The 17,481-nt window shown below is 67.4% G+C and carries 17 protein-coding genes and 1 pseudogene; 5 read left to right on the top strand and 13 right to left on the bottom strand.

Annotation, left to right across the window (positions count from 1 at the left end; all coding sequences use genetic code 11):
• Positions 1-42: 42 nt before the first annotated feature.
• The 6 genes from ligD to hrpB all read right to left on the bottom strand — a co-directional run bounded on the left by ligD (position 43) and on the right by hrpB (position 6,318).
• On the bottom strand, positions 43-1,065 hold the full coding sequence (gene ligD, locus BJG92_RS04315) for a non-homologous end-joining DNA ligase (protein WP_232082790.1): 1,023 nt from the start codon (positions 1,063-1,065) through the stop codon (positions 43-45).
• A gap of 56 nt (positions 1,066-1,121) precedes the next feature.
• Positions 1,122-1,481 (bottom strand): VOC family protein, encoded by a 360-nt coding sequence (locus tag BJG92_RS04310; RefSeq protein WP_232082789.1) that lies wholly within the window; start codon positions 1,479-1,481, stop codon positions 1,122-1,124.
• The gene (locus BJG92_RS04305; protein ID WP_232082788.1) at positions 1,478-1,813 is read right to left on the bottom strand and encodes a helix-turn-helix transcriptional regulator; all 336 of its coding nucleotides are present in this window, start codon (positions 1,811-1,813) and stop codon (positions 1,478-1,480) included. Before BJG92_RS04305 ends, BJG92_RS04310 begins: the two co-directional genes overlap by 4 nt.
• A gap of 144 nt (positions 1,814-1,957) precedes the next feature.
• The gene (locus BJG92_RS04300) at positions 1,958-2,971 is read right to left on the bottom strand and encodes an isopenicillin N synthase family oxygenase (protein WP_232082787.1); all 1,014 of its coding nucleotides are present in this window, start codon (positions 2,969-2,971) and stop codon (positions 1,958-1,960) included.
• A gap of 144 nt (positions 2,972-3,115) precedes the next feature.
• Positions 3,116-3,415 (bottom strand): hypothetical protein, encoded by a 300-nt coding sequence (locus BJG92_RS04295; protein ID WP_232082786.1) that lies wholly within the window; start codon positions 3,413-3,415, stop codon positions 3,116-3,118.
• A 257-nt stretch (positions 3,416-3,672) separates the two neighbouring features.
• Complete coding sequence (gene hrpB / locus BJG92_RS04290; protein ID WP_232082785.1) at positions 3,673-6,318, bottom strand: ATP-dependent helicase HrpB; 2,646 nt, start codon at positions 6,316-6,318, stop codon at positions 3,673-3,675.
• Between the two features lie 103 nt (positions 6,319-6,421).
• On the opposite strand from hrpB, the gene BJG92_RS04285 reads away from it, so the two are divergent.
• The 3 genes from BJG92_RS04285 (at position 6,422) to BJG92_RS04275 (ending at position 8,908) form a co-directional block, all read left to right on the top strand.
• Positions 6,422-6,943 (top strand): hypothetical protein, encoded by a 522-nt coding sequence (locus tag BJG92_RS04285; protein WP_232082784.1) that lies wholly within the window; start codon positions 6,422-6,424, stop codon positions 6,941-6,943.
• A gap of 82 nt (positions 6,944-7,025) precedes the next feature.
• The gene (locus BJG92_RS04280) at positions 7,026-7,850 is read left to right on the top strand and encodes an alpha/beta fold hydrolase (protein ID WP_232082783.1); all 825 of its coding nucleotides are present in this window, start codon (positions 7,026-7,028) and stop codon (positions 7,848-7,850) included.
• A complete protein-coding gene (locus tag BJG92_RS04275) occupies positions 7,847-8,908 on the top strand; it encodes a sensor domain-containing diguanylate cyclase (protein WP_232082782.1) in 1,062 nt (353 codons plus the stop codon). Before BJG92_RS04280 ends, BJG92_RS04275 begins: the two co-directional genes overlap by 4 nt.
• On the opposite strand, the gene BJG92_RS04270 is transcribed toward BJG92_RS04275, so the two are convergent.
• From BJG92_RS04270 to BJG92_RS04240, 7 genes are all read right to left on the bottom strand, one after another.
• Positions 8,902-9,711, bottom strand: a complete 810-nt coding sequence (locus BJG92_RS04270) for an aldolase/citrate lyase family protein (RefSeq protein WP_232082781.1) — start codon at positions 9,709-9,711, stop codon at positions 8,902-8,904. The genes BJG92_RS04275 and BJG92_RS04270 overlap by 7 nt on opposite strands.
• The gene (gene hpaH / locus BJG92_RS04265; RefSeq protein ID WP_232082780.1) at positions 9,696-10,481 is read right to left on the bottom strand and encodes a 2-oxo-hept-4-ene-1,7-dioate hydratase; all 786 of its coding nucleotides are present in this window, start codon (positions 10,479-10,481) and stop codon (positions 9,696-9,698) included. The genes BJG92_RS04270 and hpaH overlap by 16 nt, the downstream gene beginning before the upstream one ends.
• Positions 10,481-11,554, bottom strand: a complete 1,074-nt coding sequence (gene hpaD, locus BJG92_RS04260; RefSeq protein ID WP_232082779.1) for a 3,4-dihydroxyphenylacetate 2,3-dioxygenase — start codon at positions 11,552-11,554, stop codon at positions 10,481-10,483. Before hpaD ends, hpaH begins: the two co-directional genes overlap by 1 nt.
• Before the next feature lie 61 nt (positions 11,555-11,615).
• Positions 11,616-13,109: a 5-carboxymethyl-2-hydroxymuconate semialdehyde dehydrogenase gene (gene hpaE, locus BJG92_RS04255; RefSeq protein ID WP_232082778.1), complete on the bottom strand. Its 1,494-nt coding sequence runs from the start codon at positions 13,107-13,109 to the stop codon at positions 11,616-11,618.
• A gap of 34 nt (positions 13,110-13,143) precedes the next feature.
• On the bottom strand, positions 13,144-13,833 hold the full coding sequence (locus BJG92_RS04250; protein WP_232082777.1) for a GntR family transcriptional regulator: 690 nt from the start codon (positions 13,831-13,833) through the stop codon (positions 13,144-13,146).
• A gap of 8 nt (positions 13,834-13,841) precedes the next feature.
• Positions 13,842-15,362 (bottom strand): fumarylacetoacetate hydrolase family protein, encoded by a 1,521-nt coding sequence (locus BJG92_RS04245; protein ID WP_232082776.1) that lies wholly within the window; start codon positions 15,360-15,362, stop codon positions 13,842-13,844.
• A gap of 72 nt (positions 15,363-15,434) precedes the next feature.
• Positions 15,435-15,638, bottom strand: a complete 204-nt coding sequence (locus BJG92_RS04240) for a hypothetical protein (protein WP_232082775.1) — start codon at positions 15,636-15,638, stop codon at positions 15,435-15,437.
• 647 nt (positions 15,639-16,285) lie between these two features.
• Between BJG92_RS04240 and BJG92_RS04235 the strand changes: the two genes are divergently transcribed.
• Both BJG92_RS04235 and BJG92_RS04230 read left to right on the top strand, forming a co-directional pair.
• A complete protein-coding gene (locus BJG92_RS04235; RefSeq protein ID WP_232082774.1) occupies positions 16,286-16,870 on the top strand; it encodes a LysE family translocator in 585 nt (194 codons plus the stop codon).
• Positions 16,871-17,095: 225 nt separating this feature from the next.
• Positions 17,096-17,481, top strand: a pseudogene (locus tag BJG92_RS04230) (hypothetical protein); the annotation flags it as partial.

Raw genomic sequence — 17,481 nt, 5'->3', positions numbered from 1 at the left:
CCTCTCATCTCTCGCAGGGGCCTTCAAGGACGTTCGGGCCACCTACCCTTTGCTGCGGGCCCGGCTGGGCTGCACCCGCGGCGGTTCCCCGGGCATCTTGGGAAAATCGGGAGGGAAGGGCAGCTCCCCCAGACCCGCTGCGACGTCCCGCTCCCACCAGCCCATCAGGACATCGATGCTGCCGGCGGTGGCATGCATGTCCGCCCACGGGTCCCCGGTAGTCCTGAGCCGTTGCGGAACAGTGGTGATGGTGAAGTCCTGGGTGTCGGCGTGCTCCAGTTCATCCCAGCCGATCGGGCAGGAAACAGTGGCGTTTTCCAGCGCGCGCGGGCTGTAGGCGCCAGCCATGGTCCGGTCGCGGTTCGCCTGGTTGAAGTCAACGAAGATCCGGGGACCGCGTTCCTCCTTCCACCACGCCGTGGTGACCTTCTCCGGCATCCTCCGTTCCAGTTCGCGGGCGGCGGCGATGACGGCGTGCCGCACCTCCAGGAACTCCTGCCGGGGTTCGATCGGGGCAAAAACGTGCAGCCCGCGGTTGCCGGAGGTCTTGATGAAGGACGTCAGCCCCGCCTCGGCCAGGACGTCCCGCAGTTCCTGGGCGACCGGAATGGCCTCCTGGAACCCAGTGCCCGGCTGCGGGTCGAGGTCGATCCGCAACTGGTCGGGATTGTCCGGATTGCCGGCCCGCGACGGCCAGGGATGAAACACCACCGTATTCATCTGCACCGCCCAGACAGCCGCCGCGACCTCGTCGATGACCAGCTGCGGATGGGAGCGTCCGCTCGGATAGACCACGGGCACGGACCGCACGAAGTCCGGCGCACCTTTGGGCGGGTTCTTGGAGTAGAACTGGTCGCCCTCGATAGTGTCCCCGAACCGCTGGAGCGTCACAGGTCGGTCGCCGTTGGCTGCGAGGAAAGCGTCCCCGACGTCGACGATGTACCGCGCGAGGTCCAGCTTCGTCAGTCCGTGCTTGGGCCAGAGCACTCTGCCGGGACTCGAGATCCGCACGTCGCGGGTTCCGTGCGGGCTGCTGACGGTGAGCGTGGTTTCTTCCCTGGCCATGGGGACAAGCTACCCCCGGGGCAATCGTCAAGGGAATAGCGGGTCCCGGCACGTCCCTACTGCGGCGGGTAGTAGAAATGCAGCCCGACGAGCACGCCGGCCGGGTCATTGATGTAGCAGGCCTTCCCCATCTGGCCGAGTTCGAATGCAGGAACGACCACGCTGCCGCCGTTGGCCTGAACGGCCGCCAGGGTTGCGTCGAGATCGGCGACCCGGATCACGGGGACGGCTCTGGGCTGGCCGTCCCGCGAAGGAAGGATGGCGCTGTCCACGCCGCCGGCGTCCCCGCGCGGCGCCACGAGGTAGTCCGGCGCGGCGAACGGCTGGGGGTCCCAGCCGAACACGGCGCGAAAGAACTCGGCCGACTCCGCGTGGTTGGGGCTGTTGATTTCCATGAAGTACACGGGTTCGGTCATCGGATTTCCTTCCGTACGGGACTGCGGGGAGTGGACAGGGTGGGCGAGTCCGTCCAGGTGTCCAGCAGCGCACGGATCCAGGTCTCCACGTCCACCAGGGGTTCGGGATTGAGCTCGTTCCAGCGGTTGCGGCCGGCGTTGCTCGAACGGACGAGGCCGGCCTGCACCAGGATGCCGAGGTGCTGGGAGGCGGCCGGGCGGCTGACCGTCACGACGTCCGCCAGCTGTCCGCTTGTTGCCGGACCGAGGGCGAGCCGTTGCAGGAGCTGCCTGCGCGAGGGATCGCCCAGGGCATGCAGTGAAGCGGTCAGATCAGTCGTAGCGGTGCTCATACCGCGAGCCTATCTGTAAGCATCTGCTTACACAACGGTGATCCGGGCAGGCCTCGGAGCTGACCCACTTCTTCCACAGCCGGTGCTCCATCACCACTGATGTTCCGGGCGCCCCAGTGCCCCGCACCAGCCGGGAACCGGCGCTCAGCTCGTCAGCAGGTCCATGTGGTGTTCCTCGACGACGTTCGGGTGCGCCCGCATCCGGTAGCGGAGGGCATTGTCGCCGTAGGTTTCCAGGATCGGACTGTTCGTCGGATCGACCGACAGGCCGCGGGCCCGGGCCTGGAAGTCCGGGTTCACCGCAAGCTGCGGCATGGTAGCGTCCAGCGCCGGATTGTAGAAGAACGGCAGCGAGATTCTGTCGGTGCCCTTGAGGGGTGAGATCACGCGGTGCAGCGTTGCCTTCAGGTAACCGTTCGTGGCCAGCTCGAGCATCTCGCCGATGTTGACCACGAAGGCTCCCGGCACCGGGGGCGCGTCGATCCACTTCCCCTGATAGTCGACCTGGAGCCCGCCCTTTCCGGGCTCCACCAGCAGCAGCGTCAGCACGCCGCCGTCGCGGTGCGAGCCAACACCCTGCTTGGGCTCCGGGTTGGACTCCCCCGGATAACGCACAATTTTGAGCAACGGAAAGGCCCGCTCGGCGAACGCGGCGTCGAAGGTATCCTCGGGCGCCCCGAGGGACACCGCCAGGGCCCGCAGGAGGGTGAGTGAAATATCGCTCAGCCGCGCGGTCCACTCCGAGACAATGGCACGCATTTCGGGCAGCGCCTCGGGCCACAGGTTGGGCCCTTCGAGCCGCCAGTACTCGGCCACTCCCGGACCCGGCTCCACGGTACTGCGCTCGACGCCGATGTCGATCTGCTCGCGCCAATCAACAGCGCCGTCAGTGAGTTCCCCGCCGACCCTGGTGTAGCCGCGGAACTGCGGGCTGCGGACGTTCTCAACCGCGAGCTTCTGGTCCTCGGGAAGGTCGAAGAAGCGGCGGGAGACCTCCAGCATGGCGTCCGTCAGTTCCTGCGGGACCCCGTGGCCGGCCAGGTAGAGGAAACCGACTTCGTGCATGGCGTCACGGAGTTCGTCACGAAACCGGGCTGCTTCGTCCGGCCCCGCATTCAGACGGGAAAAATCGAGGACGGGCAATGATTCGAGAGGCATCTTCGTTAGTCCATTTCAGCAAATATGGCAAGCCGGGGCCTGTATCAGCTTCAATGTTACGTACGCGATGAAGGCGGCGGGCATTCACGTGTCGAAATAAGACATGCTCCGAGGTCCCGCCCCGCAGGTACTCGAGACTGCCGCCTAGACGTGCGGACGGCGCCTGGCCTGCCGGAATCCGGCAGGCGGAACCGCCGGGCCCGCCGGTGCACCGCTGCGCCGGTCCAGCTCATCCGTGACCAGCCGCAACAGCTTCCTCGCCGAATCCGAGAGATCCCGGCCGTTGTCCGGGGACGCCAGTTCGACGCACTGCAACAGCGCGGTACGGAGGCGCAGCAGCTGGGAAGAAGGTACCAAGGGCCAGCGGCGGAAGGAATCAAAAAGCGGGTTCGCGCGGTGCGAATGGGCCAGGGCTCCGTAGCCCCAGGCGAATTCCGGCCTCATGCCGCCGAATCCCGACCCGCCGCGCGCGTCCCCGCCCGTGTCCCCGCGTGTGTCCGGACGGCCCGGCTCCCTTGCCGCCCTGGTGCTTTCAATACTGATTGCCACGTGAGGTCTGCGGCGACTGTAGTGCCGAGTTTGCTGGTCATGGTCAAAAGCCCCCTGTAGTGCACTGGCGGCCGACTTCCTGACCGCCTCTAGGATACCCAACGCGCCGTGTGCTACGTCACAATTGCGTAACACCGTGGCGGCCCGGGCGTTCAGTTCCTGCTTTTCGTCCGCGCCGTCGCCGGCGCAGTCCACGGGTCCTCCGGCCAGGGATGCCGGGGATACCGGCCCCGCATCTCGGCCCGGACCTGCGCGTAGGGCCCGGACCAGAAGGAAGCCAGATCGTCCGTCACGGCCAAGGGTCGCCTGGCGGGCGAGAGCAGGTGGAACAGCACCGGGACCCTTCCGCCCACCAGCCGCGGCGTCTGGTCCCAGCCGAAGCACTCCTGCAGCTTGACGGCCACCACCGGTCGGCCGCCGGCGTCGTCCACGTCCGGGTAGCTGATCTTCACCCAGGAGCCGCTGGGCACCTCAAGCCGTTCCGGAGCCAACTCCCCCAGACGGGCCGCATCAGGCCACGGAAGCAGCCGGCGCAACGGATCAGCCAAATCGATCCCGCTCGTCGCGGCCCCGCCGGCCAGTGCCTCCAGTTCAGGCGCGAGCCACTCGTCCAGCCTGGCCAGCAGGGCCGGCTCGGAAACGTCCGGCCAGGGGTCCCCCAGTTCCCGGCGCAGGAGGCCGAGGCGGCGGCGCAACGCATCGGCCGCCGTCGACCATCCGATGGTTCCCAGCCCCTCCTTCGCGAGGGCGCGGGCCACGGCCGCACGTCCGTCCGCAGCGGACGGACGCACCGGTGTCGACGACAGGACGATCGCACCCAGCCGGCGTTCCCGCCGGGCCGTAACCCGGCCCTGGCCAAACCGGGCCTCCACACTGTCCCTCAGGAGATGACGGGCGGCGGCCTCCGCCGTGTCAGCCGCCAGCGGAGCCGCTGAACGGATGACAGCCCCGGTCCCCGCCGCGGCACGTCCCCGGGCGCGTGAAACTTCGGCGACGGCGAGCCACTCGTGCCCTGACAGGGCGCTGCCGGCCAGCAGCCCCGCCCGTGTTCCGAAGGAAAGCAGGTATTGCGCCGGCCCGTCACCGGGAACGCGGCGTGCCACCCGATCCGGGAAGGCAAGTGCGACGACGAAGCCCACCGCCTCCGCAGCCGGCACCGGAGCCGCAACGGGTGAAGGAACGACGCCGGACCTTACCCCGTGTGCGATTGCCTCCATCCGCCGGACGTCGTCCGCCCAGCGCCGGGACGCCGGGTCCTTTCCGCTCCGCAGCGACAACAGCAGGCGGGTAAGATCCCCGCCGGGGGCGCGCTGGTCCCCGGCGACGAGGGAGACTGCCTCCGCCGCGCTCCGGTTGCCTACGGCGGCGGCACCGACCAGGAGGGCGCGGGCCAGCCGCGGGTCAGCCGGAACCCGGGATAAGGTCTTTCCAAGCTCTGTAGCGTGGCCGTCCGGCTGGACTGCGCCGAGTTCACGCAGCACTTCGAGGGCCTCAGCCATCGACCCCGCCGGCGGGGCGTCCGGGAGGGCGAGGCCCCGCCCGCCGGGTGATCCCCAGCAGGCCAGGATCAGGGCTGCGGCGGTCAGGTCCGCCACGGCAATCTCGGGGGTGCGGTGGGCCGGCGCGGCGCCAAAGGCCTTCTGGTCGTAGCAGCGGACTACCCGGCCGGGTCCCTGGCGGGCAGCCCGTCCGGCGCGTTGTGCGGCGGATGCCCGGGAACAGGACACGTTGACCAGCCCGGACATGCCGCGGCCGGCGTCGCGTCGCGGCTCGCGGGACAGTCCGGAGTCGATGACCAGCCGGACGCCCGGAACCGTCAGGGAGGACTCGGCGAGGGCCGTCGACACGATGATCCTGGCGGGAGCGCCCGGATCCCGCCCGGAGACGGCCCGGTCCTGCTCCGCCGGACCGATCTGGCCGTGCAGCTCGAGCACCTCCGCGTGGACCCTGCCCCGGAGGCGGGAGGCGACGTAGGACACTTCCCAGGCCCCCGGAACGAACACCAGGGCATCGACGTCCTTGCCGCCGGCGAGAGCGTCACTGTGTGCGGACGCGGCAGTGTCCGCAACATGGTCCAGGAAGGCACGCGCCACCCCCCGTTCGTCCAGCCGCGGCACGGCGGCGGGCGCCCACTGTACCTCCAGCGCGTGCAGCGCAGACGCGCAGTCGACGACGGGAGCAGGGCCGCCGCCGTCGTGGTCACCGATCAGGGCGGCGAAGCGCGGGGCGTCCAGCGTGGCCGACATCGCAACGACCGTGAGGTCTCCACGCAGTTCCCGGACCTCGCCGAGCATGCCGAGCAGCAGGTCGGTGTCGAGCCCGCGCTCGTGGACCTCGTCGAGGATCACGGCGTCGGTGGCGCCCAGGCCGGGATCCGCGAGCAGCCGCTGGAGCAGGATACCCGGGGTCACGAACTCGATCAGGGTGCCCGGGCCGGCCTGGTGTTCGCCGCGCACGGTGTAACCAACGCGGTCCCCCAGCCGGCTTCCGTCCAGGGCGGCGAGGCGCCGGGCCGCGGAGCGTGCGGCGACCCGCCGCGGCTGCGTGACTACGACCCGCGCCCTGCCCTCCCCCGCCCCATGCGCGGACAAGATGTTGGCCAGCAGCGGCGGAACCAGGGTGGTCTTGCCCGTGCCGGGGGGAGCCTGGACCACTGCCGTTGCCGCCGGTCCGCCGGCCCGCAGCGCGGCGGCCAGCTCCCCCAACGCGTCCGCAAAGGCCAGGCCGGCACCGATGGCATCCACGTCGAACACGCCGCGGGCGCAGGAAGGGTGCAGGGGGACGGGCAGGGAAGTCACCTGTTCATTGTGCCCACAAAGTGCGGCCCGCCGCTTCAGCCGGTTCCCGGTACGGGTGGCTGTCGTCGGGGAACCACAACCGCACGGCGATTACACTCGTTGCATGGAACATGGGGTCAGGGATTCCAAGCGCACCCCGGTGGCCGCGGCCAGCGTGGGCTTCGCGGCAGTGGCAACGTACGCGATTGCCGGCGCATTGCAGATTCTGGTGTGGAATCCGCTGGCGGCTGTCCCGGGGGCAAGTCTTCGCGAGATCTACGCGGCCATGGAATCCGCCCGTGAATCTCTGGCCGCGCCGCTGGTTTTCGCCTGGAGCCTGGCCGGGATTACCTTGGCAGTTGGCGTGCTTATCGGCACGCTTCTGGCCAGAAAGCCAGTGGTTCGCCAGGTCATTGCCGGCTATCTGGGCTTGCTGGTCCTGGCAGCGCCAACGCACTGGTACGTGGCCTTTCCCGGAGGCATGGGCATCGCGGATGCCTTTAATACGTCCGGCGGCGATCACACCCCCTGGGGCGGGCTGCTCTACGCCGTGAGTGCCGCTGCCCTGCTGGCACTTGTGGGAATTGCCGTGGAGGGGAGGAGACGCCGAAACGTCGAAAGACTGCCGCCGGGTGAAGAGGAATGATCTCCCCGACGGCGGGCCACGCGGGACCTTTGCATCGACTAGATTGGACGGGTCGCTAAAATCCGGATCTGGGAGGAAATGTATGTTGCTGGTCACCGGGGTCAGGGCACGAAACAACGTCCAGGTATACGGCCCCGCGGACGGTCCGGTTCTCCTCTTCGCGCACGGCTTCGGCACGGATCAGGGTATGTGGGGAAAGATCCTGCCCCACTTCATCGACCGCTACCGGGTGGTCCTTTTCGACCACGTCGGCTCCGGCCAGTCGGACCAGTCAGCCTACGCATCGGACAGGTATTCAGATCTGCAGGCCTACGTAAATGATCTGCTGGAAATCTGTGCAGACCTTGAGTTGCGGGACGTGACGCTGATCGGCCACAGCGTGGGCGCCATGATGGCAGTAAGCGCCGCCACCCAGGACGTACAGGGGCGTCTGTCGCGGCTGGTGCTCCTCGCCGCCTCGCCCAGCTACCTGGACCACCCCGACGACGGCTACGTCGGCGGTTTTTCCCGGCAGGATCTGGATGAGCTGTTTGAGTCCCTCGACGCCAACTACGTCGTGTGGGCCAACGCCATGTCGCCGGTCTTCATGAATGCCCCGCACGCCCCTGACCTCGACCGAGAAATTCAGGGCAGCTTCTGCCGCATCAACCCGCGGATCGGCCGGGACTTCGCCCGGGTAGCTTTCCTGTCCGATGTCAGGCACCTCCTCGGCCAGATCCGAATCCCCGTCCAGGTCCTGCAAAGCTCCGACGACGTTGTGACCCCGTTCCACGTCGGAACCTATCTCCATCAAGGCATCAAGGACAGCGTCCTGACGCGGCTGACGGCCACCGGGCATTTCCCTCAGTCCAGCGCCCCGGAAGAAACCGCGGCCGCAATGTTGAACTACCTGCAGCCGGCGACATGAACCACGGTTCCCCCGGCGGAACGGACTTCCAGGCCCTGTTTCACGGGGCTCCGGCCGGATACCTCGTGGCGCACGCTGATGGCGTCATCATCGAGGCCAATGACACCATCTGCGCGTGGACAGGACGCTCCCGCGACGAACTCTTCGGGGCTAGCCTTCTGGAGCTCATGCCCGCGGGCGACAGGTTCATGTTTCGAAGCCATGCCACGCCCACGCTCGACGCCACGGGCGGATTGACCGAGCTGTCGGTAGAAATTCTGGGCCCCGGGGGCACCCGAAAGCCCGTTCTACTCTCCATTTCCCGTTCGCCGGCCCCGCCGGCCCCTGCGGACCAGTCAGCCCAGGCGGACCAGTCAGCTGCGGCGACCGACAGGATCATCCTCTTCGCCGTCCCCGAACGCAGGCTCTACGAACGCGAACTGGCCCACGCCCTCAGGAAGCTGGAAGAAACCGAGGCAGAGCGCACTCAGCTCCTGGAAGATGCACGGCACCGTGCAACGCACGACGAGCTCACCGGGCTGCCTAACAGGCGGCTGCTGGAGGAGCGGATCGACGCAGCCCTTCAACAGGCCGGAGCCGCGGCAACCAGGACCGGTCTGCTGTTCTGCGATGTCAACGGTTTCAAACACGTCAACGACACCCTCGGCCACGCGGCCGGGGACACCGTGCTGCAGAATATTGCCGGCAGACTCCGCAACGCCATCCGCACCGCCGATACGGCCGCACGGTACAGCGGGGACGAGTTCGTCGTCGTGGTCCCGGGGCTTGGCGACCCGGCTGAACTGGACGTTGTCGCCGGACGCATCCACGCCAGCCTCGAGGAAGCCATGACCGTTGAAGGCGAGACCATGAGAGTCAGCCTCTCTGTCGGCAGGGCCATCAGCCCGGTGGTCCTGCCACTGAACTCCGGACTGCGGCAGGACTTGGCCCGGCGGCTCCTCGCCGAGGCGGACCTGGACATGTACCGCGTCAAGAAGCGCATCCGGCGGCGCGGCGAAACCCGTACTCGAACCGCGCACCAACAGGACGCTGGCCGTCCGGCCACGACCAGTCAGTAGCTCGGCCGGGACTCCCCGTCGGCAGCAGCGCCGTAGCGTTCGGCCAGGGCCTCGCTCCCCCGGGCCAGGAGTGCCACATCGGCGCCGACCAGGATGAAGTCCACGCCCGCGTCCAGGTACCGGCGGGCGGTGGCTGGGGCAAAGGCGTTCACCCCGGCAGGCTTGCCCAGGCCGGTGACGGTCCTGATGCAGTGTTCGACCGCCGAGACCACTTCCGGATGGTCCTGCTGGCCAAGGTGTCCCATCGACGCGGCGAGGTCGGAGGGCCCGATGAATACCCCGTCAACGCCGTCGACGGCGGCGATCGACGCCACGTTGCTGACCGCAGTCACCGTTTCGACCTGCACTAGGACGGTGATGGCCTTGTCCGCGCGGCCCAGATAGTCATCAATCCGGTTCCAGCGGGAGGCCCGCGCCAGGGCGCTGCCGACCCCGCGGACGCCGTGCGGCGGATAGCGGACGGCACGGACGACGGCGGCGGCCTGCTCCGCGGTATCGACCATGGGGATCAGCAGGTTCTGGACGCCCAGGTCCAGGTACTGCTTGAGCAACACGGTGTCGCCGACCGGCGGCCGGACGACGGCCTGGATCGGATACCCTTGGACGGCCTGCAGCTGCGCAAGGATGGATTCGAGCCCGTTGGGGCTGTGCTCGGCGTCGATCAGGAGCCAGTCCAGGCCGGAACCGGCGCAGATTTCGGCGACCAGTGAGCTGCCCGAGCAGACCCACATTCCGGTCTGGGGACTGCCGGCGCGGGCCAGCCGCGCGCCGAAGGATTCCCCGGGTTCTACTCGAAGCGGCATGTGATGGTTCCCAACTGTCCGTAGTCCGCGTAGACCGAATCGCCCTTGGAGACCCACATGGGGCGGGTGAACGATCCGGCCAGGATGATTTCTCCGGCGCCGAGGGCGGTACCGTGGGCCGCGAGTTTGTTGGCCAGCCAGTAGACCCCGGCGGCGGGGTGGTTCAGCACCCCGGCCGCCACCCCGGTCTCTTCAATCACCTGGTTCCGGTAGAGCAGCGCCGCAACCCAGCGCAGGTCGATGTCCCGCGGCTTCACGGGATTGCCGCCGATCACCATGGCACCCATGGCCGCGTTGTCGGAGATGGTGTCCACGATGGTCCGGCCCTCCATCTCGATCCGGGAATCCAGGATTTCCAGGGCCGGAACAACGTAGTTGGTGGCGTCGAGGACGTCGAAGATGCTGCAGTTCGGACCGGACAGCGGTTTGCCGAGCACGAAGGCCAGTTCCACTTCGACCCGCGGGTGGGTGTACTGCTCCCACGCCAGCGCGGCACCGTTCTCCAGCACCATGTCATCGAAAATCACGCCATAGTCAGGTTCCGTGATGCCGGTGGCGGCCTGCATGGCCTTCGAGGTCAGGCCGATTTTCCGGCCGACGAGGGTCCGGCCCGACTGTTGCAGGCGATTGCTCCACAGACTCTGGACGGCATAGGAATCCTCCACTGTCATCTCCGGGTAGCGGGCCGTCAGCCGCGGGATTGGCGTGCGCGTCCTTCGGGCCTCAAGCAGCTCGTCGGCTATGGCGGCAACAGCCTTGCGGTCCAGCATCAGAGCTGGTTCCCCAGCTTGAAGCCGCGTTCCTCGGCCGGCTCGCGCGTGTACGCGAAGCCGTCCGCGCCCACCGTCACTGCCATCTCGCTGTTCTCGGTCCGGATGACCAGCGGCTGGGGATTGCCGTCCAGGTCCAGGACCAGGGAGGCCTCGGTATACCAGCTCGGGACCACGGGGTTGCCCCACCAGTCGCGGCGCTGGTTGTCGTGCACATCCCACGTGATCGTGGGGTTGTCCGGGTCTCCGGTGTAGTAGTCCTGGGTGTAGATCTCCACGCGGTGGCCGTCGGGATCCAGGATGTAGAGGTAGAAGGCGTTGGACACGCCGTGCCGGCCGGGCCCGCGTTCGATCCGGTCCGAGATGCGCAGCGCGCCCATCTTGTCGCAGATCTGGATGATGTTGTGCTTCTCGTGCGTGGCAAAGGCAACATGGTGCATCCGCGGCCCGTCCCCGCCGGTCAGGGCCGTGTCGTGCACGGTCTGCTTGCGGTGCAGCCAGGCCGCGTAGGTCACGCCGTCGGCATCCTTAATGTCCTCGGACACCCGGAAGCCCAGGTCCTCGAGGTATTTCCGGCCGCGCGGCACGTCCGGGGTGACCTGGTTGAAGTGGTCCAGCCGGACCAGTTCGCCGGCGGAGTAGAGATCGTAGCGCTGGGTGAGGCGCTCCACGTGCTCGGTTTCGTAGAAGAACTCGTAGGGGAAGCCCAGCGGGTCCTCCACCCGCACCGAGTCGCCGATGCCTTTCGTGAACCCGTCCCTGCGGCGCTCGGTGCGGCACCCCAGCTCCCGGTAGTAGGCCTCCGCGGCATCCACCTCGGCCGGTGACTTAACCCGGTAGGCGAAGGCCGCCACAGCGGCAATCGGGCCTTTGCGCAGGACCAGGTTGTGGTGGATGAACTCTTCGAGGGAACGCAGGTAGATAGTGTCCTCATCTTCCTCGGTGACGTGCAGGCCCAGCAGGTCGACGTAGAACTCGCGGGATTTGGCGAGGTCCGTGACCACGATCTCCATGTACGCGCAGCGCACGATGTCAGGTGCCGGTAGGGAGGGCGTCGGGATGTCGGTGCTCATGGTGTTCTCTCTTCGTTGAGGCGAGTCGTGAGGTGTCGTGTGTGGCTGGGGGCCCGGGGGCTCAGGCGCCGAACTTGGGCGTGTGGACGGGTCCGAGGGTGATGTGGACGGCCTGCTGGTCGGTGTAGAAATCGATGGAGCGGTAGCCTCCCTCGTGGCCGAGGCCCGAGGACTTCACACCGCCGAACGGGGTGCGGAGGTCGCGCACGTTGTGCGAGTTCAGCCACACCATTCCCGCCTCCATGTTTTGCGCGAAGGTATGGGCCCTGGAGAGGTCCCGGGTCCAGATATACGCAGCGAGCCCGTACTTGACGCCGTTGGCCAACTGAAGCGCTTCCGCGTCTGAATCGAAGGGGGTGATCGCCACGACCGGTCCGAAGATTTCCTCCTGGAAGATCCGGGCGTCGGGCTTCACGTCGGCGAACACCGTCGGGGCGACGTAGTTGCCGGTCGCTAGGCCTTTGGGCCGTCCGCCGCCGGCCAGCAGCCGGCCTTCGGTCTTGCCGATTTCGATGTAGCCCATGACCTTGTCATAGTGCTCCGGGTGGACCAGGGCGCCCACTTCGGTCTGCGCGTCGTGCGGATCGCCGACCACGATCTTCCGGGCGCGTGCGGCGTACTTGTCGCAGAACTCCTCGTAGATGGCGCGCTCGACCAGGATCCGCGATCCGGCGGTGCAGCGCTCCCCGTTCAGGGAGAACACGCCAAACAGCGCGGAGTCGATCGCGGCGTCGAGATCGGCGTCGGCGAACACCACGCACGGGGACTTGCCGCCGAGCTCCATGGACAAGCCCTTGAGGTGTTCCGCGGCGTTGCGGAAAATCGTCTGACCGGTGGTGGTTTCCCCGGTGAAGGAGATCAGCGGGACGTCCGGGTGCTTGACCAGGGCGTCTCCTGCTTCCTCGCCCAGCCCGTTGACCAGGTTGAACACTCCGGCGGGGACACCGGCGGCGGTGAAAATGTCCGCCCACAGGGACGCGGACAGGGGCGTGAACTCGGCGGGCTTGAGCACCACAGTGTTGCCGGTGGCCAGCGCGGGCGCCAGCTTCCAGGACTCAAGCATGAAGGGCGTGTTCCACGGCGTAATCAGGCCGGCGACGCCGATCGGCTTGCGGTTGACGTAGTTGATCTGCGCGCCGGGGACCTTCATGGCGTCGTCGAACTGGGCCACGATCAGGTCGGCGAAGAAGCGGAAGTTCTCCGCCGCCCGGAGCGCCTGGCCCTTCGCCTGGGTGATCGGCAGACCCGTGTCGAAGGTTTCCATTTCGGCGAGCCGGTGTTCCTGCGCCTCGACGGCGTCGGCGATCCGGTTCAGGATCCGGGCACGTTCACGCGGCTTCATGCCCGGCCACGGCCCGGACGTGAAGGCCTGCCGCGCTGCCCGGACCGCGGCGTCGATGTCCTCCCTCTGGCCGGCGGCCGCCGTCGCGTACGTGACGTTGGTGACCGGATCCAGGACCTCGAACGTCGCTCCGTTGATCGAGTCGACGAACTCGCCGTTGATGAAGTGCCGGATGTGGGTGGGCAGGTTGTCGGGGATGTAGTGCTCGGCCATGATGGGCCTTCCTTCTGCGTGGGTTCGGGTGTGGTTAGAGCGCCGACGGCGGCTGGTGGCTCTGCGCCAGGAAAGCGTTCAGTGTGTTGGTGCGGTGGGCGCGGGCGGCCATTTCGACGTCGTGGGCGGCAGCGCCGGCCTCGATCAGCTCAAGCAGCGCGTCGTGCTCGAGCACCGACTGATGGGCGCGGCCGGGAACGTAGCTGAACGTTGAGGTCCGCATGGCGCCGAGCCGGTTCCAGCCCCGGTGGACCAGGTCCAGGATGTGCGGATTGGGGCACCGGCCATAGAGTACGGCGTGGAACTCGGTGTTCAGCCGGGTGAACCGGGCCGGTTCGAAATCCGCCAGGCACGCCCGCAGCTCCTCGTTCAGCCCCCTGGCGCGGGCGAGGTCGGCGGCATCGATCAGCGGCGCCGCCAAAGCGGTGGCCGCACCCTCAATGATGCTCAGGGTCTGCATCGTATGCAGGTACAGGGTGGGATCCACCCCTGCCACGGTGGCGCCCACGTTCCGTTCGAAAGTCACCAGGCCCTCCGCCTCCAGCCTCCGGATCGCTTCACGGACCGGAACCACGCTGACCCCGAGTTCCCGGGCAATCGTGCTAAGTACCAGGCGGTATCCCGGGCCGAGTTCCCCGCCGGTGATGCGCTGCTTGAGCCTTAGGTAGGCCTGCTCGGACTTGGAGCCCTCGGGGGCGGCGGCTTCGAGTGCGCTGATGCCCATGAGGTGGCCTAGCGTTCCCGGCCGGAAGCGGCGCGCCACTGGGCGTACTTTTCCTGCCACTGCGCATTCATCGGATAGAGCCCGTCCACGCTGTTGCCCTCCTTGACCATCTCGAAGATGAAGGCCTCCTCCTGCTCCTGCCGGATGCAGTCGTCGGCGAGTTCCTCGGCAAGCGCCGGCGGGATCACGAGGATACCGTCGGCGTCGGCAACGATGATGTCCCCCGGCTGGACGGTGGCCCCGCCGCAGGCAATCGTGATGTCCGTGTCCCACGGAACGTGCCGGCGGCCCAGGACCGCCGGATGCGGGTTCGCGAAATAGGTGACCATGTCCAGTCCCGCGACGGCGGTGAAGTCCCGCACTCCCCCGTCGGTGATGACGGCGGCCGCCCCGCGCACCTGGGCGCGGAGCGCCAGAATGTCGCCGATGGTGCCGGTTCCTTTTTCGCCCCGGGCCTCCATGACCAGGATGTCCCCTTCGTTGACGGAGTCAATGGCCCGTTTCTGGGCGTTGAATCCGCCGCCGTGGCTTGTGAAGAGGTCTTCCCTGTTGGGCACGTACCGCAGGGTGCGTGCCAGTCCGACGACGCGCCGTTCCGGACGGGTGGACTGCAGCCCGTCGATGCTGACGTTATTGAGCCCCCGCCGCCGAAGCTGGGAGGAAAGGGTGGCGGTGGCAACGGATCCGAGTTTGGCTTTGAGTTCCGGTGTCAGGACAGGGGCCTCCGGTGTCAGCCCTGCAGCCGCCGCGGAACCGAAGGCTTCCACCCGGTCCTGGTCGGTGATTCGAGGGGTGGAACCAAAATCGGCGAAGGCACTCTCGCCCTGGACCACGGTCGTCGTCAGCCTGCCGCTGCTGAGCGCAGTGCCGCCGTCGTGGGCTGGCGTGTCGACTTCGACCTCCATGACGTCCCCAGGCACCACCACTGAGGAACCCGCCGGGGTGCCCGTGAGTATCACGTCGCCGGGCTCCAAGGTCATGAGCTGCGACAGGTCGGCAACAATCTGCGCGAAGGGGAACAGGAGGCTCTGCGTGGTGTCCTGCTGCACCAGCTCCCCGTTGACCCAGGTCCGGATCCGCAAAGCTGTGGGGTCCACCCTGTCGGCGGGAACCAGGTACGTGCCCAGCGGGGTGAACCCGTCCCCGCTCTTGGAACGGACGTTCGAGCCCTTGTCCGCGTATTTGAGGTCGTAGACGCCGAGGTCGTTGGCGGCCGTCACGGCGCCCACATGGCTCCAGGCTTCCTCGACGCCGACGCGGCGGGCCGTGCGGCCGATGATGAGGGCGATTTCGCCTTCAAAGGCCAGCAGTTCGGTCCCGGCGGGGCGCTCCACGGTCGAGCCCGTGACGCTCAGCGAGGACGTCGCCTTCATGAAGTAGGACGGCTCCTGCGGGACGCGTCCCCGCTGGGCGGCGCGGGACGGATAGGAGAGGTGGACAGCCAGGACCTTCCGGACCCTCCGGAGAGTTGCCGCGTCGACGGCGGGAAGCCCGGCGTGCTGGTTGCTGATATTTTCGCTCAAGACCATCTCCAGATCATGTACAACATCGTATATGATCCATATTGGATGGTGACCTGCGTCATGTCAAGCGATATCCGGCTAGCCGGCCGGTGGCACCACGTCCTCCAGCGCCGACCTGTCGAAAAAGCGGACTTCCCCCGTTGCCGGGAAGAATACTGGTACTACCGACGTGCTTGGGTCTTTCGACGTTTCGTAAATCTCGCCCGCGCTTCCGTGCTTGCGGGCAATGGTTCCCACCAGGTCGGTGCCGCGAACCCGGACCGTTCGAAATTTGTAGCTCATGATGACCCCTTCGTCAGTTAGCCACACCCTACTCCTGTGAGGCCGGACCTGGGCGGCATGAGGACATTTCGCCGCGGACGACGGCGTCGGACGCCCCGGCCGGTAGAACACCCCGGTGGCCCTGCGTATTCTTCTGGGGAACGGGCCATCACGGGCAGCCCCATTCGTGTTTGTAGATTCGGTGGATTTACCGTTAGGTTCGTCCTACCGCCTGGATGAGGGACGTACATCGAACGCATACGGGCGGGGAGAATCTTTGGGGGGATAGATGAACAAAGCGCAAAGGCGCGCGCACGTCGAGCCGCGGTGCCCGGTGTGCGGTGCGCGGGTAATTCCGATCTGGAAAGACGAGCGTTCCGTCGCTGCCACCCAGCCGGACTGGCGCGTCAGCGACCGGCAATGCAGCAGCCAGAGCTGTAGCCTTAGCGATGCCTGCAACTGGTAGGGCCTGCCGGATGGGTTGAAGGACGCGTATGCCCCGCCGGGCGCCCGGATCCACGGCGCCGGATGGGCTAAAGTGATGCACTGGGAATTCGGGCTGTGTTCCATGCAGGATCCCGCATCGCCTTGAGAACCAGACGCCGGAGGCAGCCAACATTTTTGAGCAGTTAGTCGCATTCGCGCTGACCTGCCTGGTCGTGGTGCTCGTGCCCGGTCCGGATTTCGCCCTGGTGCTGAGAAACGCGCCCCGCGGACCCGGGTCAGCGGCCACCACTGCCGCCGGCATCATGGCTGGCAACACGATTCTTGCCCTGCTGGCCATCCTCGGCGTCACCGCGCTGCTGGGCGCATCGGAGATTCTGGGAACGGTCGTCAGGATCGCCGGTGCCGCGTACCTGCTCTATCTAGGTGCCCGCGCCCTCCGGGAGGCGTTCACCCGGGCGCGAAGCCGGCCCGCGGTGCCTGTGGACCGGCGCCACTTCGGCGGCAATTCACCTTTTGTGCAGGGAATGGTGAGCAACCTCCTCAACCCCAAGGTCGCCGTCTTCTACTTGTCGCTGTTCCCGCAATTCAACCTCGCGCCGCTGCCGTCCCTGGGCCAGCACGCCCTCATGGCGGGCATCTTCCTGCTGATCGCCCTGGCCTGGTACGTGCTGTTGGTCCATGCGTTGAAGCAAGTGACCGCCGTTCTCGCCCGCCCCCGTGTTCACCGGCTCATCGTCGGTGGTTCCGGTGCGGTCCTGGTCGGGGTGGGGGGAACCCTCCTGACAACGTCGTTGGGCTCCTCGTAGCGCCGACGGCGACCGGTTCCCGCTATACGGCGGCCGTGGCCGTGACCCTTGTTCGGTCCCGTTGCCCGAGGTAACGGATTGGTGACGGATCGGGGCTGACCCATCCGGGACGGCTGTGCTGTCGAAGTACTCCTGACAGACAAGCACCGGGCCCGCCCCGAGTCACTCGGTAAAGCACCACCCGCGGGAACGGTCACCACCCCACAGCTTTCAAGGAGCACTCCCATGCGCACATCCCTCAAGACCTTCGCCGGCGTTGCCGCTGCCGGTTCCCTCATGTTCTCCCTGGCCGCCTGCAGCCCGGCGAACACCGCCTCCTCCGCCCCGGCCACCTCTACGGCCTCCTCCTCCGCCATGGCCGCCATGCCCAAGCCGCTGGCCGCGATCCCGGCACTGACCGGGACCTCCACCGCGGTCAAGCTCGATGCCTCCTTCGCCAAGGCCCTGGAAACCCTCAAGCTCACCCCCGGCGTGGTGGGCACCGCGGCCCTGACCGACGGCTCGCTGATCTTCCCGATCACCGGCGGCAAGGTCGACTACTACGACCCCGCCGCGGACTACCGCCCGTACGTGCAGGGCCTGATCAGCCACGCCGACTCCGGCTTCTCCCT

The sequence above is a fragment of the Arthrobacter sp. SO5 genome (assembly GCF_020532805.1).
In the GTDB taxonomy this organism is placed as follows: domain Bacteria; phylum Actinomycetota; class Actinomycetes; order Actinomycetales; family Micrococcaceae; genus Arthrobacter.
Note: the sequence above shows the minus strand (reverse complement) of the source record. Positions and strands in the feature narration are given on the sequence as shown.

Bases quoted from the DNA above. Each gene is read 5' to 3' on its own strand.
- ligD (WP_232082790.1), bottom strand. From the start codon at position 1,065: ATGGCCAGGGAAGAAACCACGCTCACCGTCAGCAGCCCGCACGGAACC.
- BJG92_RS04310 (WP_232082789.1), bottom strand. From the start codon at position 1,481: ATGACCGAACCCGTGTACTTCATGGAAATCAACAGCCCCAACCACGCG.
- BJG92_RS04305 (WP_232082788.1), bottom strand. From the start codon at position 1,813: ATGAGCACCGCTACGACTGATCTGACCGCTTCACTGCATGCCCTGGGC.
- BJG92_RS04300 (WP_232082787.1), bottom strand. From the start codon at position 2,971: ATGCCTCTCGAATCATTGCCCGTCCTCGATTTTTCCCGTCTGAATGCG.
- BJG92_RS04295 (WP_232082786.1), bottom strand. From the start codon at position 3,415: ATGAGGCCGGAATTCGCCTGGGGCTACGGAGCCCTGGCCCATTCGCAC.
- BJG92_RS04285 (WP_232082784.1), top strand. From the start codon at position 6,422: ATGGAACATGGGGTCAGGGATTCCAAGCGCACCCCGGTGGCCGCGGCC.
- BJG92_RS04280 (WP_232082783.1), top strand. From the start codon at position 7,026: ATGTTGCTGGTCACCGGGGTCAGGGCACGAAACAACGTCCAGGTATAC.
- BJG92_RS04275 (WP_232082782.1), top strand. From the start codon at position 7,847: ATGAACCACGGTTCCCCCGGCGGAACGGACTTCCAGGCCCTGTTTCAC.
- BJG92_RS04270 (WP_232082781.1), bottom strand. From the start codon at position 9,711: ATGCCGCTTCGAGTAGAACCCGGGGAATCCTTCGGCGCGCGGCTGGCC.
- hpaH (WP_232082780.1), bottom strand. From the start codon at position 10,481: ATGCTGGACCGCAAGGCTGTTGCCGCCATAGCCGACGAGCTGCTTGAG.
- hpaD (WP_232082779.1), bottom strand. From the start codon at position 11,554: ATGAGCACCGACATCCCGACGCCCTCCCTACCGGCACCTGACATCGTG.
- hpaE (WP_232082778.1), bottom strand. From the start codon at position 13,109: ATGGCCGAGCACTACATCCCCGACAACCTGCCCACCCACATCCGGCAC.
- BJG92_RS04250 (WP_232082777.1), bottom strand. From the start codon at position 13,833: ATGGGCATCAGCGCACTCGAAGCCGCCGCCCCCGAGGGCTCCAAGTCC.
- BJG92_RS04245 (WP_232082776.1), bottom strand. From the start codon at position 15,362: ATGGTCTTGAGCGAAAATATCAGCAACCAGCACGCCGGGCTTCCCGCC.
- BJG92_RS04240 (WP_232082775.1), bottom strand. From the start codon at position 15,638: ATGAGCTACAAATTTCGAACGGTCCGGGTTCGCGGCACCGACCTGGTG.